Origin of the sequence: Desulfosarcina ovata subsp. ovata, assembly GCF_009689005.1 — a bacterium.
Lineage (GTDB): Bacteria > Desulfobacterota > Desulfobacteria > Desulfobacterales > Desulfosarcinaceae > Desulfosarcina > Desulfosarcina ovata.
The window spans coordinates 2,190,997-2,214,009 of sequence record NZ_AP021879.1 but is presented as its reverse complement, the minus strand read 5'-3'; the positions used below and the strand labels follow the sequence as shown (position 1 = coordinate 2,214,009).

General features: G+C 52.5%; 18 protein-coding genes. 9 read left to right on the top strand and 9 right to left on the bottom strand.

Translation table 11 applies throughout. The features are described from left to right. Positions 1 to 12: 12 nt before the first annotated feature. The 3 genes from GN112_RS10000 to GN112_RS33905 all read right to left on the bottom strand — a co-directional run bounded on the left by GN112_RS10000 (position 13) and on the right by GN112_RS33905 (position 3,769). Entirely contained in the window at positions 13 to 1,305 is a 1,293-nt protein-coding gene (locus GN112_RS10000) for a (Fe-S)-binding protein (protein WP_155310085.1), read from the bottom strand. A gap of 4 nt (positions 1,306 to 1,309) precedes the next feature. After that, the gene (locus GN112_RS09995; RefSeq protein ID WP_155310084.1) at positions 1,310 to 2,692 is read right to left on the bottom strand and encodes an FAD-binding oxidoreductase; all 1,383 of its coding nucleotides are present in this window, start codon (positions 2,690 to 2,692) and stop codon (positions 1,310 to 1,312) included. A gap of 78 nt (positions 2,693 to 2,770) precedes the next feature. Further along, positions 2,771 to 3,769, bottom strand: a complete 999-nt coding sequence (locus GN112_RS33905) for an ABC transporter substrate-binding protein (RefSeq protein WP_155310083.1) — start codon at positions 3,767 to 3,769, stop codon at positions 2,771 to 2,773. Between the two features lie 409 nt (positions 3,770 to 4,178). Here GN112_RS33905 and brnA point away from each other — a divergent pair, with 409 nt between their 5' ends. Beyond that, on the top strand, positions 4,179 to 4,409 hold the full coding sequence (gene brnA, locus GN112_RS09985) for a type II toxin-antitoxin system BrnA family antitoxin (protein WP_155310082.1): 231 nt from the start codon (positions 4,179 to 4,181) through the stop codon (positions 4,407 to 4,409). A gap of 277 nt (positions 4,410 to 4,686) precedes the next feature. On the opposite strand, the gene GN112_RS09980 is transcribed toward brnA, so the two are convergent. Then, positions 4,687 to 6,045 (bottom strand): transposase, encoded by a 1,359-nt coding sequence (locus GN112_RS09980; protein ID WP_155310081.1) that lies wholly within the window; start codon positions 6,043 to 6,045, stop codon positions 4,687 to 4,689. Between the two features lie 587 nt (positions 6,046 to 6,632). Here GN112_RS09980 and GN112_RS09975 point away from each other — a divergent pair. The 3 genes from GN112_RS09975 to GN112_RS09965 all read left to right on the top strand — a co-directional run bounded on the left by GN112_RS09975 (position 6,633) and on the right by GN112_RS09965 (position 9,087). After that, on the top strand, positions 6,633 to 7,562 hold the full coding sequence (locus GN112_RS09975) for a hypothetical protein (protein WP_155310080.1): 930 nt from the start codon (positions 6,633 to 6,635) through the stop codon (positions 7,560 to 7,562). A 694-nt stretch (positions 7,563 to 8,256) separates the two neighbouring features. Next, on the top strand, positions 8,257 to 8,787 hold the full coding sequence (locus GN112_RS09970; RefSeq protein WP_231716980.1) for an ACT domain-containing protein: 531 nt from the start codon (positions 8,257 to 8,259) through the stop codon (positions 8,785 to 8,787). 57 nt (positions 8,788 to 8,844) lie between these two features. Beyond that, positions 8,845 to 9,087, top strand: coding sequence for a hypothetical protein (locus tag GN112_RS09965; protein WP_155310079.1), 243 nt, complete (start codon positions 8,845 to 8,847; stop codon positions 9,085 to 9,087). Positions 9,088 to 9,125: 38 nt separating this feature from the next. On the opposite strand, the gene GN112_RS09960 is transcribed toward GN112_RS09965, so the two are convergent. From GN112_RS09960 to GN112_RS09950, 3 genes are all read right to left on the bottom strand, one after another. Then, positions 9,126 to 9,383: a heterodisulfide reductase-related iron-sulfur binding cluster gene (locus tag GN112_RS09960; RefSeq protein WP_155310078.1), complete on the bottom strand. Its 258-nt coding sequence runs from the start codon at positions 9,381 to 9,383 to the stop codon at positions 9,126 to 9,128. Positions 9,384 to 9,752: 369 nt separating this feature from the next. Next, positions 9,753 to 10,439 (bottom strand): enoyl-CoA hydratase/isomerase family protein, encoded by a 687-nt coding sequence (locus GN112_RS09955; protein WP_155310077.1) that lies wholly within the window; start codon positions 10,437 to 10,439, stop codon positions 9,753 to 9,755. Positions 10,440 to 10,772: 333 nt separating this feature from the next. Then, positions 10,773 to 11,672 (bottom strand): alpha/beta hydrolase, encoded by a 900-nt coding sequence (locus GN112_RS09950; protein ID WP_155310076.1) that lies wholly within the window; start codon positions 11,670 to 11,672, stop codon positions 10,773 to 10,775. Positions 11,673 to 11,894: 222 nt separating this feature from the next. Here GN112_RS09950 and GN112_RS09945 point away from each other — a divergent pair, with 222 nt between their 5' ends. The 5 genes from GN112_RS09945 to GN112_RS09925 all read left to right on the top strand — a co-directional run bounded on the left by GN112_RS09945 (position 11,895) and on the right by GN112_RS09925 (position 17,713). Then, on the top strand, positions 11,895 to 12,560 hold the full coding sequence (locus GN112_RS09945) for an endonuclease III domain-containing protein (RefSeq protein ID WP_197743301.1): 666 nt from the start codon (positions 11,895 to 11,897) through the stop codon (positions 12,558 to 12,560). Positions 12,561 to 12,590: 30 nt separating this feature from the next. After that, the gene (locus tag GN112_RS09940; RefSeq protein WP_155310074.1) at positions 12,591 to 13,379 is read left to right on the top strand and encodes an exodeoxyribonuclease III; all 789 of its coding nucleotides are present in this window, start codon (positions 12,591 to 12,593) and stop codon (positions 13,377 to 13,379) included. A 164-nt stretch (positions 13,380 to 13,543) separates the two neighbouring features. Continuing rightward, positions 13,544 to 14,119 carry a hypothetical protein gene (locus tag GN112_RS09935; RefSeq protein WP_155310073.1) on the top strand — a complete coding sequence of 192 codons (576 nt, stop codon included), beginning with the start codon at positions 13,544 to 13,546 and terminating at the stop codon, positions 14,117 to 14,119. A gap of 208 nt (positions 14,120 to 14,327) precedes the next feature. Further along, positions 14,328 to 16,580 carry a hypothetical protein gene (locus tag GN112_RS09930; RefSeq protein WP_155310072.1) on the top strand — a complete coding sequence of 751 codons (2,253 nt, stop codon included), beginning with the start codon at positions 14,328 to 14,330 and terminating at the stop codon, positions 16,578 to 16,580. A 17-nt stretch (positions 16,581 to 16,597) separates the two neighbouring features. Continuing rightward, positions 16,598 to 17,713, top strand: coding sequence for a transporter substrate-binding domain-containing protein (locus GN112_RS09925; RefSeq protein WP_162458864.1), 1,116 nt, complete (start codon positions 16,598 to 16,600; stop codon positions 17,711 to 17,713). Positions 17,714 to 17,779: 66 nt separating this feature from the next. Here GN112_RS09925 and ftsY read toward each other — a convergent pair whose 3' ends face one another. Together ftsY and smc are read right to left on the bottom strand one after the other, a co-directional pair. Then, positions 17,780 to 18,934: a signal recognition particle-docking protein FtsY gene (gene ftsY / locus GN112_RS09920; RefSeq protein ID WP_155310070.1), complete on the bottom strand. Its 1,155-nt coding sequence runs from the start codon at positions 18,932 to 18,934 to the stop codon at positions 17,780 to 17,782. A gap of 144 nt (positions 18,935 to 19,078) precedes the next feature. Continuing rightward, a complete protein-coding gene (gene smc / locus GN112_RS09915) occupies positions 19,079 to 22,690 on the bottom strand; it encodes a chromosome segregation protein SMC (RefSeq protein ID WP_162458863.1) in 3,612 nt (1,203 codons plus the stop codon). Between the last annotated feature and the right edge of the window lie 323 nt (positions 22,691 to 23,013).

Genomic DNA, 23,013 nt, shown 5'->3' with positions numbered 1-23,013 from the left:
CGCGAAAGATAATTACTTCAACGCCTGAGCATAAATCTCCACCGGATGGCAAACCTGAACACGGTCCCCATGCTGCGAGAGCATGTCGGTCATCTGCATCATGCAGGCAGGACACCCGGTGGCGACCACCTCGGCCTTGCTGGCAAGGATGTTGCCCCGCTTGCGGTCACCGATTTTTTTTGAGACCGCGTAGTGCTGAAGATTGAAGGTCCCGCCGTTGCCGCAGCATTGATCGGCCTCGTTCATCTCCACGAAGTTGAACGCCGGATTGGCCTGGAGCAGCGTTCGGGGCTGGGCCGATACCCCCAGGGATTTTTTCAGGTGGCAGGGGTCGTGATAGGTCACGCGCCTTCCGCCCGTGGGTGCCGGCTGGCTCCGGACGCCGACCCGATCCACCAGGAACTGGTTGATATCCATTGTTTTGTCGGCCAGTTTGCGCACCATGGTCTGTACGCCCGGCGGATACGCATCCATGAACTTGGGCCAGATCTCCTTGATGGTGGCCGTGCAGGTGGCGCAGGCGGTGACCAGGTAGTCGAACTCGCCCCGGGCAAAGGCCCTGGCATTCAGCCGCACCAGTTTTTCAAAGGATTCACTGTCGCCGGACGAGACCGCGGGGATGCCGCAACAGGCCTGGGCCGGCGGCAGGTAGACGCCGACCCCGTGATAATCGAGCACCTTGAGCACGGCTTCACCGATGCGCGGCAGCATTTTGTCGATGACGCAGCCCGGGAAAAACGCCACCTTTAACCCGGACCGGCCGGCGGGCGTGTTCAATTCGGGCACCCGCATGCGCAACGGCTTCTCGGCCAGAGGCAGAAAATGGCGGTCCCCGATCAGGGGCGACATGACCTTGGAGCAGGACGATCCCAGCAGTTCGTCCGCCGGGCGGGAGAAAAGTCCCTGGAATTTCTCACCCATGGCCACCAGGGCGTTGAACAGCCGGGGCCGGGTGAGCATTCCCTTGAAAATGACCTTCTTGGCCGCCGGCAATCCCAGGTAGGAGTTGACGATGATCCTGGCCTTGATGAAAATATCGATGACCGTTACCCCGGAGGGGCAGTTGGCCTGGCAGGAGCCGCACAGCAGGCACTTGTTGAGCTTCTCCTGCACGCCGTGTGCGTCGGCGACCATCTCATGGGCCAGGTTTTCGAGCAGCGCAATCTTGCCGCGGGTCACGTCCGCTTCGCGCAAGGTTTCCCGGAACACCGGACAGACCGCCTGACACATGCCGCACTTCATGCAGGTGACCATCTGGTCGTCGAGCTCCTGCAGCATTGCCGCGAGTTTGTGGAGGTCAATCATATCGTCACCCTCCAATGATCTTGCCGGGGTTCAGGATTCCTTTGGGGTCCACGGCCGTTTTGAGTGCCCTGGCATAGGCGATGGTCGCCGCCGAGGTCTCTTTTTCCAGCCACTTGGCCTTGGCCAGCCCGATGCCGTGCTCCCCCGAAAGGGTGCCCTTGAGAGACAGGGCCACATCGAAAATCTCGTCCACCGCCTGTTCGACGCGCTCGAACTCCCTGGTGTCGCGCTTGTCGCAGAGGATCGTGGGGTGCAGGTTGCCGTCGCCGGCATGACCGAAGGTGCCCACCTCGAGCCGGTGTTTCTTGGCGATTTCGTTGATGGCGCGGATCATGGCCGGAATCTGGGATCGCGGCACGGTGGCGTCCTCGAGCACGGTGGTGGGTCGGGCCCGGGCCAGGGCGGGCAGGGCCGCGCGGCGCGCCTCCCACAGTTTGTTGCGCTCGGCCTCGTCCCGGGCGGCCTGAACGTCCACGGCGCCGGCTGTTTTGCAGATGCTGACGACTTTCTCGGCTTCCTCGGCCACCTGGGCCGGGTGGCCGTCCACCTCGATCAGCAGGATCGCCTGGGCAGTCACGGGCATGCCGGCCCGGGTGTAATCTTCCACATATTTGATGGTGCTGTTGTCCAGGATCTCCAGGGTACAGGGCACGATGTGCGCCGCGATGATGGCGGCCACGGTTTCCGAGGCCTTGTCGATGTCGTCGAAGACCGCCATCATGGCCTTGTTGGCCGCCGGCGGGGGAACCAGTTTGAGCACAATCTCGTTGAACACCCCCAGGATACCTTCGCTGGCCACCTGCAGGGCGGACAGGTTCAGGCCGGTGACGCATTTGACCGTGCGCGAACCGGACTTGACCAGCTCGCCGGTCACGTCGAAGAAGTCGACGCCCATCACGTAATCCTTGGTCACCCCGTATTTCAGGCCGCGCAATCCACCGGCGTTTTCGGCCACGTTGCCGCCCAGCGTGGATACTGCCATCGATCCGGGGTCCGGTGGGTAAAAGAGCCCGTGCCGGGCCACCTCGGCGGCAAACTGGGCCGTCACCACTCCGGGCTGGATGACGGCGTAAAGATCCTGCGCATTGATTTCGATGATCTTGTTCAGGGCGTTGGTGAGCAGCACAATTCCCTTTTTCTCGGGGATCGTTCCGCCGGACAGGTTCGTCCCGGAGCCGCGTGGGGTCAGGGGGATGCCGTTTTCGTTGCACAGGCGGACCACCTTGCCCAGCTCCTCGCTGGTCGTCGGGCATACGGCCATGGCGGGCACCACGGGGTCGAGGACGGCGGCATCATAGGCATAGGCCTGGCGGTCGGCTTCTTTTTGCAGCACGTTTTGCTTACCGACGATGGCCTTAAATTCCTTGATCAGCGCATTACTGAACATGCAGGTCTCTCCTATGGTTGGCCGGCCGGGGGCGGCCTGTGGGCGTCACCCCGCCGCCGGTCGATTGGTTCTTAAATGTTAGTACAAGCCGGGAAAAAAGACAAAACTCATCAGCATGGCCACGATACCGACAACGGCACCGTAAAGCATGAACGGCCACACGGTCTTTTTCAGAATCTGGCCCTCCATGCCGGACAGTCCGACCACGGCGCCGTGGCCGAGCAGAAACCCCCAGTTGGTGTAAATCGGCGCGGACGTGCTGCGATGGACGATTTCAAGTAGCTCCGTGGCCGAGTAAAAGCGTCCTTCCAGTTGGGTATAAAAGGGAATGAAATAGAACAGGGTGTTGTCCGACGCCTTGGCCATCAGGGCGTCAAGCTCCTTCAGACTAGACAGCGTGCAGGGAACAAATGTCAACCGGTCCGCAAAACGGTCCCTGACCGACAGCACCTGGTTCATGATGGACCGACCCGTGATTGAGGCATTGCCGATGATCACCAGACGATTTTTTTTGGGGTTTAGTTTCAGCGCCACGTTCAAGGTGGCTTCGACATCAAAGTTTTCGATGATTCCCGTCATGTGGCGGCCTTCGAGGGACACGCGGGTGACATCGTTTACGCCGCAGAAGACCATGGGCACCCCGGGAAAGAGGCGATCGCCATACTTGCCCCAGAATTCGAACGCGAAATTGTCCGACACGACCACCACGTCGAATTTTCGGTCCTCGAATTTGCGCGTGTACAGATCCACCAGCAGCGGGGCGATATGGGCCCTGGGGTAGCGTTTGAGGTCCATATACTCCACCTGCAGCTCGACGGCGGAGTAGGTGCTGAGTCCCGCGCGCAGCCCCTCCAGGATTTCATCGGACCAGGCATACCCGTCGTGATAGGAATTGAGGTAGAGAATGTTGGCGCGAAGAGATCTTCCTTCGGGTGGCTGGGGATCTTGTGCCAGCGCCGGCCTTGCAAGGGGGATGGCTAACCCAAACATCAACGCGGCCATAACAATGAAAACGGCAAGGTGGGCTGGCTTGCTAGCGCCGGTCAATCTGGATGGGGTCCTGAGGATGATTGCCATTAATATCGCCTTTATTATGGTGATCTATTGTCGGTCCAGAAATAGGCCAATTGGTCATTTATAGATGGGCACGATCTGTTTTTTTCATATGCGTAAAGCGGGTGATAGGCAAGTGCCAAGCTTGACGGATTCGTAAAAAATACCTGGCTCGTCATGCCGGACTTGATCCGGCATCCCGTACAATCTTGTCTGTTCTTGGACGAACAATCGATACATTCGAATTCACCACCAGTTTCAGGGCAATCGCATTTGGATCGATTTCTATTTTTCGCGGCCATGGACCCATCCTGCAATATTTCGTATCATTACTATTTTACTGCTTTCGCCGTAAGAGCTGGCCATGCCTGCGACAACGATTTTCCATATTCGGTTCCAATTGCGATTGCCCTATCAGAGGAGATTGAACTTTATGAAAGCTAAAGAATTAGACAAGAAATTTGATGAGGGGAAAAGTATCATAGAACATCTGGATCTCTCAAAGGCAAGACGGCCGAACCAGGAGCTAAAACGGGTTAATGTCGATTTTCCGCTTTGGATGATTCAGTCATTAGATAAAGAAGCCAAGCGTCTTGGTGTTCCACGGCAAACGATTATTAAAATTTGGCTCGCTGAAAGATTAAATAAATCCGCTACCGTATAGTATTCGAACCCGCCGTTTCACATTGAATTCGTAAAAAGCAATCTACCCCCAGTCTGCGGTGGGATCTGTAATCTCAGAAAACGGTCCCGCATCGGAAACGTTTCCCAAAAAGTACCTGACTCGTCATGCCGGACTTGATCCGGCATCCAGATATAACGGTTCTGTGAGCCATATCCCACCTAACGGTCTCGCTAAAAATCTTTAATTCTGAAAGACCTTATTCTCGAGTTTTCGAAAAATAGTTCTTTGACAAATTGTGATTATGGCACTTTCATTGCTATGCAGCCTCTTGGGGATTGAGATTCTGGTTCCGTTCGAGCAACTCCACTTCTTTTCTCGGTTTGCGGAACCTGAAGATATTTTTCTCTTCCACTTCTAACCACTTGCGATAAAAATCTTCGTCCGCCTTCAGTCTCTCAAATACTGCCTTGAAATTTTCGTATTGGGATTGACGTATAATTGAGGGGATCGTTAATGATCCCTTTGACAGTTTTCCAGCAGTGCTTTGCTTGTAGTTTTCAAAATGGAGGAGGGAGTCAATCCAGGACACCAGGCATATCGTTATTGATACGCCTTGCTCACTCCTGATAGTGGCTCCCTCCATATCGGTTAGCTGCTTCGCATTCCTGAAAAACTCTTCAATTACCCATCTATGGCTGTAAGTGATGAGAATTTTACCGGCTTCCCAAGTGAGTTGATCGGTAAGTAAATATTTCGTGGTTTGAGTGGTGGGATCAACACTTTCAACAACACAATGCTTGCCAGTTATAGAATTTAAACGAAGCGTCTTAGTCTTCGTGTGATAAAGAACTTTTTGAGCTTTACCAGTTGCCGGGTCTGCTGTAAAGCCGTATTTTTCAACGTAAGAAATGGATTTATAAACCTCGGGCAGGGACCGCGTGTAATATTGATTTTTTGACAATCGCCCTTTGGGGGTGAGCTTAGGGGGCTGGCATGGGACCCTGACCGTGTAATTGGGTTTGAGTTCGATAATATAACTGAGCTCAAGGCGTTTAAGTTCTTTGATAAACGGCCCTGTGCAAAACCAGGAATCCGCTAACACCATGGAAGGGGGGAAACCGACTTCCAATGCCCACTCCAGTATCTCGACGGCAAGCGCATACTTGGTTTTGTATGGATGGGCTTTCCCTCTTTGCCAAGGCATCGTCCCCGTTTCTTTGTGAAACATTCTGAAATTGATTGGAAATTTGATAAGGTTTCCATCACTGTAATACACAAAAACAAGGCAGGTTGCCTTCATGTTCGTTCCAAAGGCATGATCGAATAAAACAAACACACCGTGAATCCATTTGCAGAATTTGGTATGGTGTTTCATTGTGTCGTCGATCAGAAAATAACCTGGTTGAAGGGTGTACATTTGCTGGATGCGTTTGGCATAAAGCAATTGCAACTCGGGGATGTAAAATTTTGCATCGGATAAAAAATAAGAAAGCGTGCTAACCGCCTTTTCTTCCAACCACATTCGACTAATGCGGCTCAGGTTGAATCCAGAACCCAATACCAAGGCCGTTGCGACCAGTATCATGTTATCAAATTGAATGTTGGTTAGCCCTGGTTTCAAAAAGGACAGCCCGGTGACAAGGAATGCGAGCGGCTTAGCGCACGGAATCTTCATCCTTATTATCCCTTCTATTTCAGCATGTTATACACCTCCAGAAATATTATCGCACATATTGAGAATAATGTCCCGCACTATTTTTCGAAAACTCGAGCTTATTGACACAGTAAAGAATTGAAGATATTCAAAACCACCATCGTTCCATCAGCACCACCGTAAAAGTTCCATATTTAAAAACGATCCATAGTGAACGTTTGTTCACCTTGTTTCATTGTCTTACGAAATGCTAAATTTTTATTTGACAAATTAGTCGTCTAATCAGGTTAAATTGGGTTATTAGACTGCAAATCAGTCGTCTATTACGATTTCTGATATAGCTCTAATTTGATTCTAACCTGAAATTTAATTTCTACTATTTGGCTTTATTTTGTTGGTATACGTGGGTAACACTAACGAGCAGATTTCAAAACGTTTCCTCGGACTCAATTTCTGTGTTGGGGTAATGTGGCCAATCCTTGAAATACCTTATGTATGTCTGCGGTTGGCCGCATTCCCTCCGTCTTGATCTTTCCCCCGATTGAACATTTTGAAATTGGCTCATATTAAATAAATTTCTCATTAAAATTTAATTATAGGGGGGAATAATGAAAAAAGATAGACGGCGATTTCGCAATCCAGTTTTAATGGTTGGAATATTGTTTTCCTTTTTTGTGCCTCTGGTATCTTTTGCTTCCCAGGACTGCATGACAAACTATTTTGAACAACCATCGTACTCAGGAGATTGCACAGAAAGGCCTCCAGGTAGCGTTTGTATAGGATATAGCGATAATTATACTTGGTTAATATACGATAGCATCACGGGATGGAGAGAAGCTACTTGCGACGGAAATATAGTCCAGGTAGCTGTCGGTATAAACAGAGAGTATCACCATATTTTAGATTCAAACTCTATTGCTGCCTACTATGTTGATGAAGCAGCTTGCATGACAAACTATTTTGAACAACCATCGTACTCAGGAGATTGCTCAGAAAGGCCTCCAGGCAGCGTTTGTATAGGATATAGCGATAATTATACTTGGTTAATATACGATAGCATCACGGGATGGAGAGAAGCTACTTGCGACGGAAATAAAGTCCAAGTAGCTGTCGGTATAAACAGAGAGTATCACCACATTTTAGATTCAAACTTTGTTAGAGCCATCGAACCTTTATCGGTAATTTCTGCTATTATAGATGTACACCCAGATACTATTAATTTAAAAAGCAAAGGTCGATATATTACTTGTTATATTGAGTTACCGGCCAGTTATGATGTGAATGATATCGATACTAATACCATATTTTTAAATATTGAAGATATCTCAATCCCGGTTGAACTAAGGCCCTCAGAGGTAGGAGACTATAACAATAATGGCGTTTTGGATCTCATGGTTAAGTTTGATAGGCAAATAGTACAGGATTCAGTAACAACAGATTCAGTAGAAATGGTGGTGAGTGGCTTTTTAATAAATCAAGAAGATAGTTTCGAAGGTACTGATATAGTTTTAATCGTAGATCACTGCTGTCCAAAATAATCTGAAATTCAGAATCGCTCTTTGATAATGTTGGTTGCAGTGGCTTTTTGAGGCGAAAAAACGATACGGTCTGGTCATTCTGAATTATGTAGTGACATCCAATCCATTTGCTGGTTTATGACGATAAATCCCAGGGGATTATACCCAAGTCGATGCAGCTCATTGCCGGTCGAGTTGGGCAAGAATTCAACCAGCGGAAAAAGCGTAGGGGGTTTTTGGGGAAGATCGTTGACATGACAGTAAGTGGACGCAGTCCATTGCAGTTGGTGAAAAAGTCTTTTTGGCTGATGTAAAAAGGAAAATGCAAGCTCTTTCAGTTGGCCGACGTGTTCGTCCTACCAAGGATGGCTTCGAGTTGAAAGAAATAGTCGATCCCTATAATGCTCATTTTGATGCCGAAAAGTGCGATATTGATGCAAATAACACTTGGTTTTGGAACCTAAATCTATGAATTACAGTATGATAGATTGGTGCGACCCCATTTCGCCATTACCCCATTTCGCCATTTCGCCATTTCGCGCGATAAACACGGCAGCCAGTGCCAGGACGGCGATGATTGTTCTTTTCATTACACACCTCCATTACGTCTGTCCGTTGATTGGCTCTCATGGACAAACAATAAGACTCCCGTTTAAGGGATGGGTAAAGGTAAGATAAAGATTAGGTAAAGATTTTCAAGGCAGGCATCCCCAGCTTGTCTGATGGTGACCGGTCCGTCGGCGATCTTGACACGCCCGTACCATACTGGCATATGTTGGCAGCGACGATCCATTTACCTGATCAAGTGTCCATTTTTCGGTCGCTGGATGGGACAAACCCCGTGATCATTGAGGCGCCGATGACTTTGAACCTCAAGTTGCTTCCCGACCACCTGGCGGTTTGCCGACTGCCGGCAAAACGCGCTGTCCCTGCCTGGGCATTGTCCGGAACCCTGCACGCCATCGTGTGGACGACGGAAGAAACCTCGATCGTTTGTCAGGCGGCAGACGTTCCCGAAGATGTCCGGGCCGAGCGTGGATGGCGTGCTCTGGCGATCGATGGCCCGCTCGATTTTGCACTGACGGGAATTCTCGTGAAAATTGCGCAACCGTTATCCGATGCCGGGATTCCCATATTTGCCCTGTCGACCTTTGACACGGACTATGTGCTTGTCAAGGATTCCAATTTAAAGCGCGCCATCAACGCGCTTGCTGAAGCGGGACACCACGTTCAATCGATTCCATAGACGTTGAGATAATGTTTTTTGGACTGCCTCATTCCATAGGCAGAAAAGAGGAAGTAAATGTCCCTGACCGAACTCGTTGCCTGCTACCTGCTCAATCTGCTCTTCTGGCTGTGGGTGGTCCGCTGGGGAGGCGCCGAATGGCTGGAAGGGACCTTCGCGTCGGGCTTCCTGATCAATATCTTTGCATCCCGCTGGTCGGCGGAAGGCATCAAACTTTTCGGCGTGCTGACGATTCTCATCAGCACGATTTTGTTTCTCGTGGCGATTTTTTATCCGGACTTCCGCTACTTTTTCAGCTGACGGCATCGAGTGGTTGCAGGCAATCGCATTTTATCGGCTCAGGTTTTCTCCAAAGCCTGTACCATCGCTTCGGCAATGTGTTTGACCGAAAGTTTCATCCCCTTTTTCTCAGCACCGCCGCGCAATTGCATGACGCACCCCGGGCACTCGGTGACCAAAAGGTCCGCGTTCGTCGCCGCCACATCCGCCAATTTGCTTTCCAGAAATGGGGCCGGCCCGGTAATCCAGGTCACATACGGATGGCGAACATTGATGCGAGCCCCATGCTGCGAGAGCATGTCGGTCAATTGCATCATGCAGGCGGGGCACCCTCTTACGAAACGGCTTCTCGGCCAGGGGCAGAAAATGGCGGTCCCCGATCAGGGGCGACATGATCTTGAAGCAGGACGATCCCAGCAGTTCGTCCGCCGGGCGGGAGAAAATCCCCTGGAGCTTCTCACCCATAGCCACTAGGGCGTTGAACAGCCGGGGCCGGGTGAGCATTCCCTATCTGAGAGCCTGTTTGATAAATCCGTCTAAGGCCCGCTAACGGCGTTGGAAAGTGTCTCAAAATGCTCACATATTACGTATATGCTCCGCTTTCGAGCCACGTTCCGCCTTGTTATCGGGCCTGATCCAGACTTCTCAAACAGGCTCTGAGTGATCGGCTATTAAATTGTAGACTGTTAAAAATCAGCCAAGAACAATATGGTATCATCAATGATTTTCAGAAGCTGTTGATTTGTTTCTTGTTTCATTAGGCGGATAATGCGCCTGTCTTTGTTTTGAGCCTTGGCAAAGGAAAGCACTTCGTTCATGAGGTCATCCATATGGCAAGCCTTATAAACAATATGGTGTTCCGCACATTCCTCGGCTGTTAATCTTTTGCCGGTATACAGCATCTCTTCGAATTTATAATCCGGAACAGCACGTCGTGCAATAGAGGTGAGAACGCGCCCGATATTTATGCCAAGATCGACTTCCGGCAGGCAGAGCCACCCCTTGTCTTTTCGCATAAAACGAAAATCATGGGAAAAGGCAAGATACGCTCCCGCGGCAAAGGCATGTCCGGTGATAGCTGCAACGGTGATCATGGGATATGTTAAAATGCGTCTGTATAATGAATACATTTGGACGCGGAATTTCTTGGTCAATTTTGTTTTTTCTTCATTTTCTAAGTCCGGATCGATACCAGCGGACCATATTTTATCATGGGAAGATTTCGTTACCAGTACATTGGCATCGGTGTCTCTTTCGATTTTATCAAGCACCTCAAGGAAGGCATCAATAAAGGGGAAACCAAACTGATTTTCCCCGCTGTTCATGCTTAATACCGCCACATTGTCTTCAATGGTATAGTCCATTAATGCCATATTTCGCCCCCTTACATTTAGAGTTGATTCGGATAACCAACACACTTGGGTTTAATTGCTGAACATTTGCTGAACTTTTAATTTGGAATAATAGGATATTTTTAAACAGGTCTTGTTATTCCGATACAACATCACGGTATTACAATACAATTTATGGATATAATACATCAACTGATCGAAATAATACACAGTTTTCTTTGTTTCGGACTCATTCAACCCAAATTATGGGCCACTTTTTGTAAAAAGCTGTTCAGCAGGCCTACTGTTGTCTGCCGCGGCACCCTTCGCCTTCATCTGGCTGGGTCCAAGACTTGCCAAGCAATCCCACCGATTCTATTCAAAATGCTTTTTAATAAAAGCGGCAAACTCAGCCACGGCTGCCCTTGCCTCAGGCATGGCTTTCAAGTTCAAATGAAAGACGTGCCATAATTTATCATAAATCTTTAAGGTTACATTAACTCCTGCGTCTTCGGCCTTTTTTGCAACGCGTTTTGAATCATCCAATAGCAGTTCGTCCGTGCCAACATGAATCAGTAATGGCGGGAGACCTTTTAAATCGGCATACAGGGGTGATATCCCCGGATTATGGGGATCATTGTCCCCGATATAGTTTTCCGCCATAACTTTTCCTGCTGGAGCATCTACCAAAGGATCTATTTCCGAGTTTGTTTTGATTGAATTGCCGGTAAAAACCAAATCGGTCCACGGGGAGATACACGCGATTGATGAAGGCAGAGGATCGCCTGCATCGCGTATTGAGATGGCGGTGGATAATGCTAATCCTCCTCCTGCGGAATCTCCCGCAATGGCAATGCTTTTCCCTGGCAGTCCCTGATTGATCAGCCAACGGTATGCAGAAAGCGCGTCTTCCAGAGCCGCTGGGAAGGGATATTCCGGGGCCAGTCGATAATCGATCAGCAGCAATTTTGCACCACTTGCTTTGGAAATGTGGGCGCCTATTTCGCGATGGGTGTTGGGAGAACACAGATTATAGCCACCCCCATGCAGAAATAGGATAGCCCTGTCTTCACGAGCCGTGTTTGCATAAACCCATTCAGCGGGAATCCCGTTTAACTGAACTTTTTCAACCTGGGTATGGGGCGGGAGTTTTGAAAACCGCGCCATTTTTTCCATGTCTTTTCTGGCGTCATCGATGGAACTTATATTGTTCAGCTTGGGGGCAACTATATATTTTGTTGTTAAGCGGCACAGTCTACTTCGTAAGCTCAGCATTTATACGTTTCCTCTCTTTTTGATGGCTACCCCATCGGCGGTGGACGTGGGATATTGTTCGAAAATACGACGACACATCGTACAGCAAAGGTGACCGGTGCACAAGTTTATGAACCGGAGCACTTTGACTTTACCTGGGCGGCCGATCCGTGTATGCATGCAGAGCGGTTCCCTTACCGGAAATCCTGCCGACATCTGATGCAGACAGAGAAAGAAGCGGTTATGCCCAGAAAGCGCACGTTTAATATCGATGATTTTGTCGCTGCCATCGAAACCCACTACCGCCAGTGGGATGCCCCCATTATTACCTTTATTGCCAACCGCGGCGCGAGCCCCTTCGAGGTGCTGGTCTCCACCCTGCTATCCCTGCGGACCAAGGACGAGGTGACCGGCCCGGCCGCGGAGCGCCTTTTCAAGGTGGCCCGGACACCCGAGGCGATGATCCGGCTGACACCCGAGGCCATCGAAAAACGGATCTATCCCGTGGGGTTCTACCCCACCAAGGCCAAACGGCTTCTGGAGATCAGCCGCATCCTGCTGGACCGGTATGACGGCCAGGTGCCCGATACGCTGGAAGCGCTCACCGCCCTTCCCGGCGTGGGCCGCAAGACCGCCAACCTGGTGCTGGTGGAAGGGTTCAAGATCCCGGCCATCTGCGTGGATACCCACGTCCACCGCATCAGCAACCGCATCGGCTACGTGAACACCAAAACGCCGGATCAGACCGAAATGGCCCTGCGCAAAAAGCTGCCCAAGCGCCACTGGGTCCGCTACAATGAATTGCTGGTGGCCTTCGGGCAGATGCTCTGCCGGCCGGTATCGCCTTTTTGCAGCCGCTGCCCGGTGACTGACATGTGTCCCCAAACCGGTGTGGACCGCCACCGTTGAAGCATCCAAAGACAAGGAGGACTGAACACCATGCCCAAGCAGACCCTCAAACTCGTTTCCTGGAACGTCAACGGCTATCGGGCCGTCATGAAGAAGGACTTCCTCGAATCGATCCGCAGCCTGGATGCGGACATCATCGGGCTCCAGGAGACCAAACTTCAGGAAGACCAACTGACCCCGGCCATGAAAGCGATCGACGGCTACGATGCGGCCTTCTCCTTCTCCACGGTGAAAAAGGGCTACAGCGGTGTGGCGGCTTATACGCGGCTGACCCCGAAGTCAGTGAACCACGGACTGGGAATGCCCCGTTTTGACGATGAAGGGCGCATCGTCGAAATGGAATTCGATGCCTTTACCTTCTTCAACGTCTATTTTCCCAATGGCCAGATGAATGACGACCGATTGCAGTACAAACTCGATTTTTACGAAGCATTCTTCGACTACACCGAAGGATTGCGCCGGCAGGGCCGGAGCTTGATCATCACCGGGGATTTCAACACGGCCCACAACGAGATCGACCTGAAGAATCCCGGCCCCAATTCGACCCGTTCCGGGTTTCTGCCCATAGAGCGCCAGTGGCTGGATCGCATCGTCGGGATGGGCTATGTAGACACCTTCCGGTATCTCTACCCCGATACGGTCAAATATTCGTGGTGGACCTATCGCTTCAACGCACGCAAGAACAACGCGGGGTGGCGGATTGACTACTTTTTTGTTTCCGAGGACATGATCAAAAGCGGTTGGGTAAAGGACGCATTCATCGACAACGCCATTTTCGGATCGGACCACTGCCCCGTGGGACTGGTCCTGGAATTCTGAAAGAATCCGGGAAGTATTTGGCGCGCCCTTACCGGATCACGGCCGCTGATGGTTTTTCCCTTATGAATATGGCTTGACGGATGCCGAACGACATGTCAAGTAGATAATAGTCTACAGATGTCGGATTGCATCGGAAACAGTCGGACCGGAACCGGGGGGGAAGGATGAAAAGCGACTTTATCGATGGGCTTATCCACTGCGTGGATCGGGTGGTAAAGCCCAATACCGCGTTATTGAAAGACATCCTCGTCATCGGCGGCATGCCCGCCAAAACCCAGAATCTGCAATACCTCAGTTACAATCGCCACACCACCATCGACAACGGGTACGCTTTTGATTTTTCCGCTGTGGCGGTGATCAACAACCGGCGCGCCATCCAATGGCAGCTTCACGGCTATTCAAAGAAGGTCAGCCGATGGGTGTTCAGCACCCGCTGGACGCGGAATCCGCTGGATCTGTTTTTAAATAACCTCAGGTGCGACCGGGCGGTTATGGAGGTGCTGGCGGGATCCGGGAGCCAGTTCAGCCTGATCGGCATTCTAACCCGTACCGATCTGCATGGTTCCGGGCTGATCCAGCGTCACGCCCAGTACATCAGCCCGGTTCTGGCCGTTCCCGGGATTGACGGGGAAGATTTGAAAACCATCCAGGCCTTTGAATCCACCAACCGGATCAAAAAGGCAGGGCTGGTCGGCCTGCACTACTATCGCAAACGGGGGCGCCAGATGGTCGGTGCCTGACTGCGGCGGTCCTGGGTCACAGCATTGGTTTTGTCGTAACGGCGTTATTGATAAACATTTCGAAAGGTGTGATCTGAATCACAGCTATTTTGTTCCCACCAATTAAGAATAAGATTAATTCAAAGTCATTTAACCGACTACGCGCAAACAAATTTTATCCCTCTCCTTGTTACGGCGAATACCTCCCGTTTTGTTGTCACAGAAGCGAATGCGGCAGGGAATTACAACGTTTTTAGTTACCGATCCGTCAGGTCGCAACCAAAACCATTTGAACGACCAAGCAAAAGGATCAATGATGCGTATTCTATCAATACTCGGATTACTATCATCCTTCCTTCTCATCAAATTGGCTGAATACCCAGATTTCCTGGATGACATAGTCGTGGTGGGCAATCAGTTGCCGGGTGAAAGCGCTACTACCGGAGTGTTCAATTTTACTTCGATATTGGGTTTGGTCATTGTTTTCTTATTTTACTGGTTCAAGTTTAACGAGTGGGCCGGCCCAGGCATGGCCCCCAAGGGTTTTCGCCCCAGGCCTGCCCGCCATTTTACTACCTGGCTGAGGTTTCTTGGCTGGAATACCTCTTACGGTTTGCTGATGGTTGGTGTTTACGCGGGGATTATTTTTTTCCCTGATCTGATATCCAGTGTGCTTGGTTCGTTTGTCACTGCTTCAAACGCACTTCAAACGCCTATTCCCGGATTGTCGGATGCACATAAGCTGTTTGGCCTTTTGCCGTTTTCCGGAGAAATGAGAGTCTACGATCCTGTCGGTACGGCCAAACTCGCTCCTTATGCCGTAATGATGACCACCGTGCTTTGGGCCGGTATGCGTCCATTTTCCGAGTTTGAACGGCGATTCAGGCTGCGGCTGCAGGAACGTGCCGCAATCCCCACTGAAGCGAGAACATTGATCGAGACTTTCGAGAAGGAAATGGACAGTTTCGTTCCCCAAGAAAGGATCATTGATGAGCTACTGAAAGAGCAGCATTGGCGTCTAAACCAAAAAAATGACTTTTACGATACCGGGGATGACCTTTGGTTTCTGATGGCCCGGGCTCGATACCTTTATTATTTGCTGCTGAAATACAACCGTGAACCGGTTTTCTCCAAATTGGCAGAGAGATATAATGGCGAGTTCAAAGAACTTAAAGCAAAGATGATGAAGATGCACATGCTCGCCACACAACGCATCACCGATATCCATAAAATGGCAAACGACGAACGACTTGACCAGGCCGAGATCCTCTCAGCTTCAGCCATAAGGGCTTCCCGGAAACCGATGCAACCCGAAACGCTGAAAGATGCGGAAAAATTGCTGGCCCAAAAACTCGAGTCAGCGACAAAGTTTGAAAGAATATATTTCCAGAAACAGGAAAAAAATCTCATATCCGTTGTTAAGAAAACATCAGAGGAGATCATTCAGCTCATCGTCTGCAGCGTTCTTGCTGTTGGTCGTTCAAGACAGCAGTGTCGAAATCTTCTCGATGCTTTTGGTTTGAAACAATCCAATCGGATCCGGACGCAGCTGGATTCGGTAGTTATTACCTGGTTGGCGGTAGGGGCTTTGTTTGTTGTCTTTGTTTGTTCGCTTGCATACCATTATGTACAAACGTGGCTTGGAAATGGAAACCCGAATCATCTCATTCCAAATGACATTAACGGGGTGTTATTCTGGGCAGTTGCGTCTTGTCTGTTGCATTTGTTGGCCACGGTAGGAGGATATTTCTGCCAGCGGTCGCTTGAACGCGGAAGGGAGCGACTTCAACTGGGGGAAATAAAAGAAAGGTCTCTATCGTCGGCAGCCCAGGTGGCCGAGGCACTATGTTCCGCTGGCGTTGGATTTTCGTTCAGCGTATTCCTGTTGGGAGCATTAAAGGCTTTGGGGGGTGAGTTCCCTGACCTCTTCAGGTGTTGGTGGTGGGCTTTCGTCCCAACAGTCACAGCCTTTTTCGCCGCCCTCTACACCCAGAGAGCCAACCGTTCGAAAGGCCAATTAAAATGGCTATTATGGGGGCAAGGGGGGATGACCGGGCTTGTTTCCCTCGTTGTATTTTTCCTTCTGTATTCGCAGGATTTACGTAACACATGGGGCTTCGGCTGCTTTGTAACCATAACCGCAGCCATTTTGGGGATCGCTTTGGGCAAAATCCTGCAAAAATGGGTGGAGGGTATGGAAAAAGCGGCGGGTAAAGCAGGTGGTCTGGACCAGCGTACAGAGGAACGGCAACGGCCAATTTTCAGGCGTGCCAAATGGTGCTCGGATGAAGGGGATGAAATATTTGCCCGAGTTTTGAATATTTCATCGTTTGGCGCTGAGCTTAAAACGAAAACGCCTTTGATGCCTGAAACCGAGGGAACGGTCAAGATCGGTAAAGAAGAGCGTTGCGCCAGGGTGGTCAGAAACGCCAATAATGACGCCAACCATATCTACGTCCAATTCCTTGGAAATGCCGCTTAAACATGGGGATGATAACAATGAAAAACTGCATTTGCCGATCTGTCGACCGCAAACACGGTCACAAAACGGAAACCATTCGATGGCCAACGTTCGGAATTGCAGATAAAAAGAACCATCACACTTTCTTCGCCGTGTTGGAGCTGAAAGGTGGTTTCATGCTCCTGTTCAGTCTTGTTTTCCTGTTTGCTTCAATCATGGATGGTGATTGCCAGGATACAAACACGGTGCTCATCCTTGGTGTCAGGGCCGACGCACCTCCTTTTTCTTCCTTTGATGATGAAAATGGGGATGGGGATCCCACTCAAGCCAGTGGCTATACGGTTGATTTGTGCAATCGTATCGCCAAGCGTGCTGTTCAAGCCGGATTGTACAGCAGTTTTGATTACAAAAAAGTCGAGGCGGCAGATCGTTTCGATGCCTTGAAAAATGGTGAAATCAATATGCTCTGCGGAGCATCGACAGTAACGCTCGAGCGTATGCGGGTTGCCGATTTCAGTTTGTTTACTTTTTTAAGTGGTGCATCGGTCATGTATCGTGAAAAAAAGGACCCGGAAAATGATGAAAAAGCCAACCCCCTGAAGGTTGGTGTGCTGGGAGAAACGACGACCGAAGCAGAGGCGAATCACATCCTGCAGGATCTTCGAAAGAAAAATAATAATTTCGGTTTGCCCGTGCATGAAAAACTGAAGCTGCAGTCCTTCAAAAACCATTATCAGGGATTGGAAGCGCTTAAAAAAGACGAAATCATAGCGTATGTGGCAGACAGGGAAATTCTACTGGCTTTGCGGCAAAAGGACATGCAGGACAGCCACACAACCGATATTGTTGTATCGGAGGACTATTACACTTCCGAACACTATGCCATCGGGTTAGGAATTGGCAACCCAGACCTGCGCTTTATCGCCAATAGCGTATTGAGCGAATTGTACGACTGGGACCAGGCCGGAAATCGGAACGAGAATATCTTCACCATCCTGAGCAACAATTTTCCAAAGAAGAGGTTCAGCAAGTCTCTTGAAACATTATTCCGATTGCAACGAATTACCCGGGGCAGAAAGATAGGGGAATTGGTGCCAGAAGCTGCTATTTACCGCCCTTTGGCGTTGGGAACCGGAACCCAATGGCAAGGCTGAACTGCCACATTGTCGTCCGATGGAGTGTTAACCTGTAAACAACTGCCCCCTTAACAGGTTAACACCTTAAAACAATGCTTCGACAAACTGCTGCGCATCAAATTCCTGAAGGTCGTCGACGCTTTCGCCCACCCCGATGTACTTCAGGGGGATGTTCAGGCTGCTGCAGATGCTGACCACGATGCCGCCCCTGGCCGTGCCATCCAGTTTGGTCAGGGCCAGTCCGGTGACGCCCAGGGCCTCGTTGAACATCTTGGCCTGCGACAGAGCGTTCTGGCCCGTGGTGGCGTCGAGCACCAGCAGAACTTCGTGGGGGCCCCCGGGAAGCCGTTTGGCCACGGTGCGCTGGATCTTTTTGATCTCCTCCATGAGGTTGACCTTGGTGTGCAGGCGGCCGGCCGTGTCCACGAAAACGATATCCGTACCCCGCGAGATGGCCGCGTCGATGCCGTCATAGGCAACGGCGGCCGGATCCGCGTTGTCCTTGTGGCGGACGATGTCCGCGCCGGCCCGCTCGGCCCAGATGGCGATCTGCTCGATGGCGGCCGCGCGGAAGGTGTCGGCAGCGGCGATCAGCACCTTTTTGCCCTTGCGGGCCTCGTGGGCGGCCAGCTTGCCGATGGTGGTGGTTTTGCCCACGCCGTTGACGCCGACCACCATGACCACATGCGGTCGGGCGGCCGCTTCGGGAACCGGTTCGGGCAGGGCCTCGAAATAGGCCAGGATCTCTTCTTTGAGGGCCGTTTTCAATGCGGCGGCACCGGCAATGCGGGAACGCCTGGCAGAGATCTTCTCCATGATCGCCAGGGTGGTCTGGACCCCCATGTCCGAGGTGATCAATCGCTCCTCCAGATCTTCGAGCATCTCGTCATCGACCAGTTTCTTGCCCAGAAACAGCTCGTCGATGTCGGTGGTAAGAATCTGGCGGGTTTTGGAAAGGCCCGACTTCAGGCGGGCGAACAGGCCCGTGCCTGATTTCCCACTGTCCGGGGCCGCCTGATCGGGGATGGATGCGGCATCATCGACCGGTACCGCTTGATCGACGGTGTCGTTGTCGGCCTCGCCGGCCGGAGGGGCGGGCTGGGGCGATTCGGAATCGGCCGCTGGCGAATTACCGGCTTCCGATCCGGTGGAGGCGGTGGCCGACGGTGTTTCGGGGGCGGCCGGAGCTTCACTATCGTCGGTTTTGTCTTTTTTCTTTTTGAACCAATTGAGTGCCATGGATATCCTTACCATCGTGATGGATTTTTTATGAATCCGGATTCTGTTTTGTGTTGAGCCAGGTTTTACGACCCTAAATATGCCTTGACCGACCGCTTTTGCAAGCTTTGGCCATGATTTTTTTTCACCCTCGTTATGTTGGGGTTATGCGGCGGTCAGTTCCTTGGCCGTGTCATGATCCAGGTTGACCGAGACCACCTTAGAGAGGCCTTTCTGTTCCATGGTGATGCCGAACAGGGTGTCGGCGAATTCCATGCTGCTTTTGTTGTGGGTGATCATGATGATCTGGGACTTCTCACCGATCACCTTCATCAGGTTGTTGAAGCGCATGACATTGGCGTCATCCAGGGGGGCGTCGATCTCGTCCATGAGACAGAACGATGCCGGCTTGAGCAGAAAAATGGAGAAGATGAAGCTGATCGCCGACAGGGCCTTCTCGCCACCGGACAAAAGGCTCATGCGGGTCAGCTTTTTTCCGGGCGGGGAGACCATGAACTCCACCCCGGTCTCCAGGGGATTGTCGGGCTCGGTAAGCACCAGGCGGGCGCTGCCGCCCTGGAATAGCCGCGGGAACACCTCCTGCAATTTCTCGTTGATTTTGTTGAAGGTGTCCATGAAGCGCTCCTGGGTGATGCGGTTGATCTTGCGGATCACCCGGTGCAGGCCGTCAATGGCCTTGACCAGATCGTCGCGCTGCTCGCTCAGAAAATCGAAACGCTCCTTCTGCTCCTCGTACTCGCGGATCGCCTCCAGGTTGACATCTCCGATGGTGCTGAGTTTCTGACGGATGGCGGAAAGTTGTTTTTCCATTTCGCCGGCATCGGGTTCGGTCGCTTCCGCGGATTCCTCAGCTTGGGGCGGTGCCAGGTCGGCGATGGCGCAATGGTAGTACTCCTGGCAGCGGTTCTCCAGGTTCTCGCGCTTGATGCGCTTTTCAGCCAGGTCCATCTCCAGGGTCCGGATTTTCTGGTGCAGTTTCTCGCGCTGGGTCTGGATTTCGGAGATCCGGGCGTCGCTTTCCTTCAGGCGGGCGTCGATGTCGCTAAAGGTCTTTTCATCCTCGCTGAGTCGGCTTTCCAGTTCCTTCAGGGCATTGTAGTGGGCGTCCAGATCGCGCTTGAGAATTTCATCGCGTTTGCCGGACCCATCCAGCTTGGCCCTTTTGGCGGCGATGTCGCCCGTCAGCTGTTCCAGCCGGCGGATGCCGTCAGCCTGGAAATCCTTCAGTCGCCGCAGGGTGCTGGCACAATTGTCCAGGTTGGCGCCAGCCGAGGTGCGCTTTAGCTTCAGGTCGACGATCCGCTGGTTGAAGTCTTCCATCTTTCGGGCGGTTTCATCGATGCGTGCCGAACTGCGGGCCACATTTTCCTGAGCCTCACTGACGTCGCGGGCGAGGGTCGCCAGCAGGGTGTTGGTGCGCTCGATCTCTTCATCCAGATCCATCTCCTCACCCATGAGCTGCTCCTGCTCCAGGCGGACGATATCCAGATGACGGCTGGCATTTTTCAAGTCCTCGTCGGTGCGGTAGAGGGCTTTTTCGGCCTCCATGGCATCCTGGGCGGCGTGGCTTTTTTCGCTGATGGTCTCCTGAAGGGTTTTTTCAAGGTCGCGGACGTGCGCTTCCATTTCCGTCTGGGACCGGTGGGCCGCCTCGGCCTGGCTGTCCAATTGGGCGCAGGTTTGTGCCAGGCTGCGGAGCTCCTGTTTCTTGGCCAGGATGCCAGACAGTTTTTCCGGGCTGCCGCCGATCATCACCCCCTGATGGGAGAGCAGGTCGCCGTCGCGGGTGACCACGGTCTGCACGCGACCGTTGCGGTTGTATATTTCACGGGCGTTGGCCAGGGTGTCGGAGACGGCCACATGACCGAGCAGGGCGCCGGCAACCGGCGCATAGCCCTCCTTGACCTGAACGTGGTTCAAAAGGCGCTGCTCAGGATCCGGCAGTTTTTCCGGACGATCGTCAATGGCTCGGATGGCCCCCACAGGAATAAATCCGCAACGACCGGCCCGGGCCTGCTGCAGGTGGTCGATGGCGGCCGCACCGACGGTCTGATCCTGAACCAGGATGTACTGCAGGGATTCGCCCAGGGCCGCCTCCACGGCGGTCTCCCATCCGGTCGCCGGCTCGATCACATCGGCCAGCAGGCCGACGATGCCGTTTAAGGGGGCGCCGCCGGTCTGGGGATCGGGTTCCCGGGCGGCCTTGAGCACCGTTTTAACCCCGTCCTTGTACCAGTCCAGGTTGGCTTCCATTTTTTTGAGGGCCGCCAGACTGCTGTGGGCCTTGTTACGTTCCATCTCCAGGGTCTGGGTGGCCTTGACCTGGGCGGAGAGACCGCTGATGGCGCGGTCCAGTTCCTGTTTCCGCTCGGCGATCCGTTCGTCCAGATCGCGGATATCGTTTTTGATCTGGGCCAGTTCGGCATCGGCGGTCTCGCGGCGGGTGGTGGCCTCGCGGACGGTTTTTTCCGCCAGGGCGGTCTCCTCGTCAATCCGCCGCAGGCGCCGTTTGAGGGATTCGCGGTTGTTGGACGCGTTCTGGTGGCTGTTTTTCACCCGGGCCTCTTCGGCGACCATTTTCATCAAATCGCTCTTGGCCGTTTCCATGGCCTGGTTCAGGCTGCTGATCTGATCGCGCAGGGCTGCCGAGTCGGTATTTTCACGGGCAATAGCGGCCTTCAGATCATCGATCTGGGTTTGCAGGCGGCCGTGCTGCTGCTGAACCTGGTCGATTTCGCTGACGATGTCGTCGTTTTTGGCCGCAAGGTCGGCGCGGGCCGCCTCCAGTTCGGCCACTTCACCCACCAGCCGTTCCCGGTCGGTCTTGAGATGGATCAGGTCGGCCTCCATGCGGTCGATTTTGCGCTGGATTTCGAACTTGCGCGATTTTTGCGCGGCGATGTCACGGTCCTTTTCGAAACGGCGCAGCTTGATTGCCTCGACGGCCGCATCGATCTGTTTCAACTGGGTGTTCTGGCCGATGTCCTCGTCTTTGAGTGATTTGAGCATGCCGGCCAGGGCTTCCATCTGGCGGCGCAGATCGGTGTCGTGGTGGCAGAGCAGGAGGATGTCGATCTGTCGGGCCTCGGCCTTGAGGGCTTTGAACCGTTCGGCTTTCTGGGCCTGGCGTTTGAGCCCGGCCATCTGACGATCGATTTCGGTGATGATATCCTTGACCCGCAGCAGGTTCTGATTGGTGGCATCCACCTTGCGCAGGGCTTCGGTTTTGCGCATCTTGTAGCGGGTTACCCCCGCCGCCTCCTCGATGAAGACCCGGCGTTCGTTCGGACCGGCGTCGGTGATGGCGCCGATGTTGCCCTGCTGAATCACCGAGTAGGTGCGCGAGCCCGCCCCGCTGCCCATGAAGATATTGTGAATGTCCTTGAGCCGGCAGGGCTGTTTGTTGATCAGGTAGGCGGTTTCGCCGCTGCGGTAGAGCCGGCGGGTCACCATCACTTCGCTGAAATCCCGGAACTCTTCGGGCATGCTGCCGTTGTCGTTGACCAGGGTCAGGGAGACCTCGGCCAGGTTCAGCGGCGGCCGGCCGTTGGCGCCGGAAAAGATGATGTCTTCCTTGTCCTTGCCGCGCAGCTGCTTGATGCTCTGTTCGCCCATCACCCAGCGCAGGGCGTCGACCACATTGCTTTTGCCGCAACCATTGGGGCCGACCACCGCACAAATGCCCGGCGGAAAGTTGATACTGGCTTTTTCGCAAAAGGACTTGAAACCGACGATATCCAGTTTTTTTAGTTTCATTGCTGCCTGCTTTTGGACGGAGACCGAATAGAGAATAAAATGCCGGGAAAGTGGCGACCATACCCCCATATATGGGGTGCAGATTGGCCAATAAATACCATTCGAATATGGGGTTGTAAAGTGAAAAGCACAATTGAGGGGGGAATGGATTGATAATTGCCACCATATGTGGTGGGATACTTTCCATATCACCATTGCCCGGCCAACGGTGACGGTGACCCCACCCCCGTGACATCGGTCCGGTTTGAACATTGGGATGCCACCGGGGCGCTTTGACGGCTGTTTTTTATCCGTCCGGGATCGGCAAACGGGTTATTTGATGG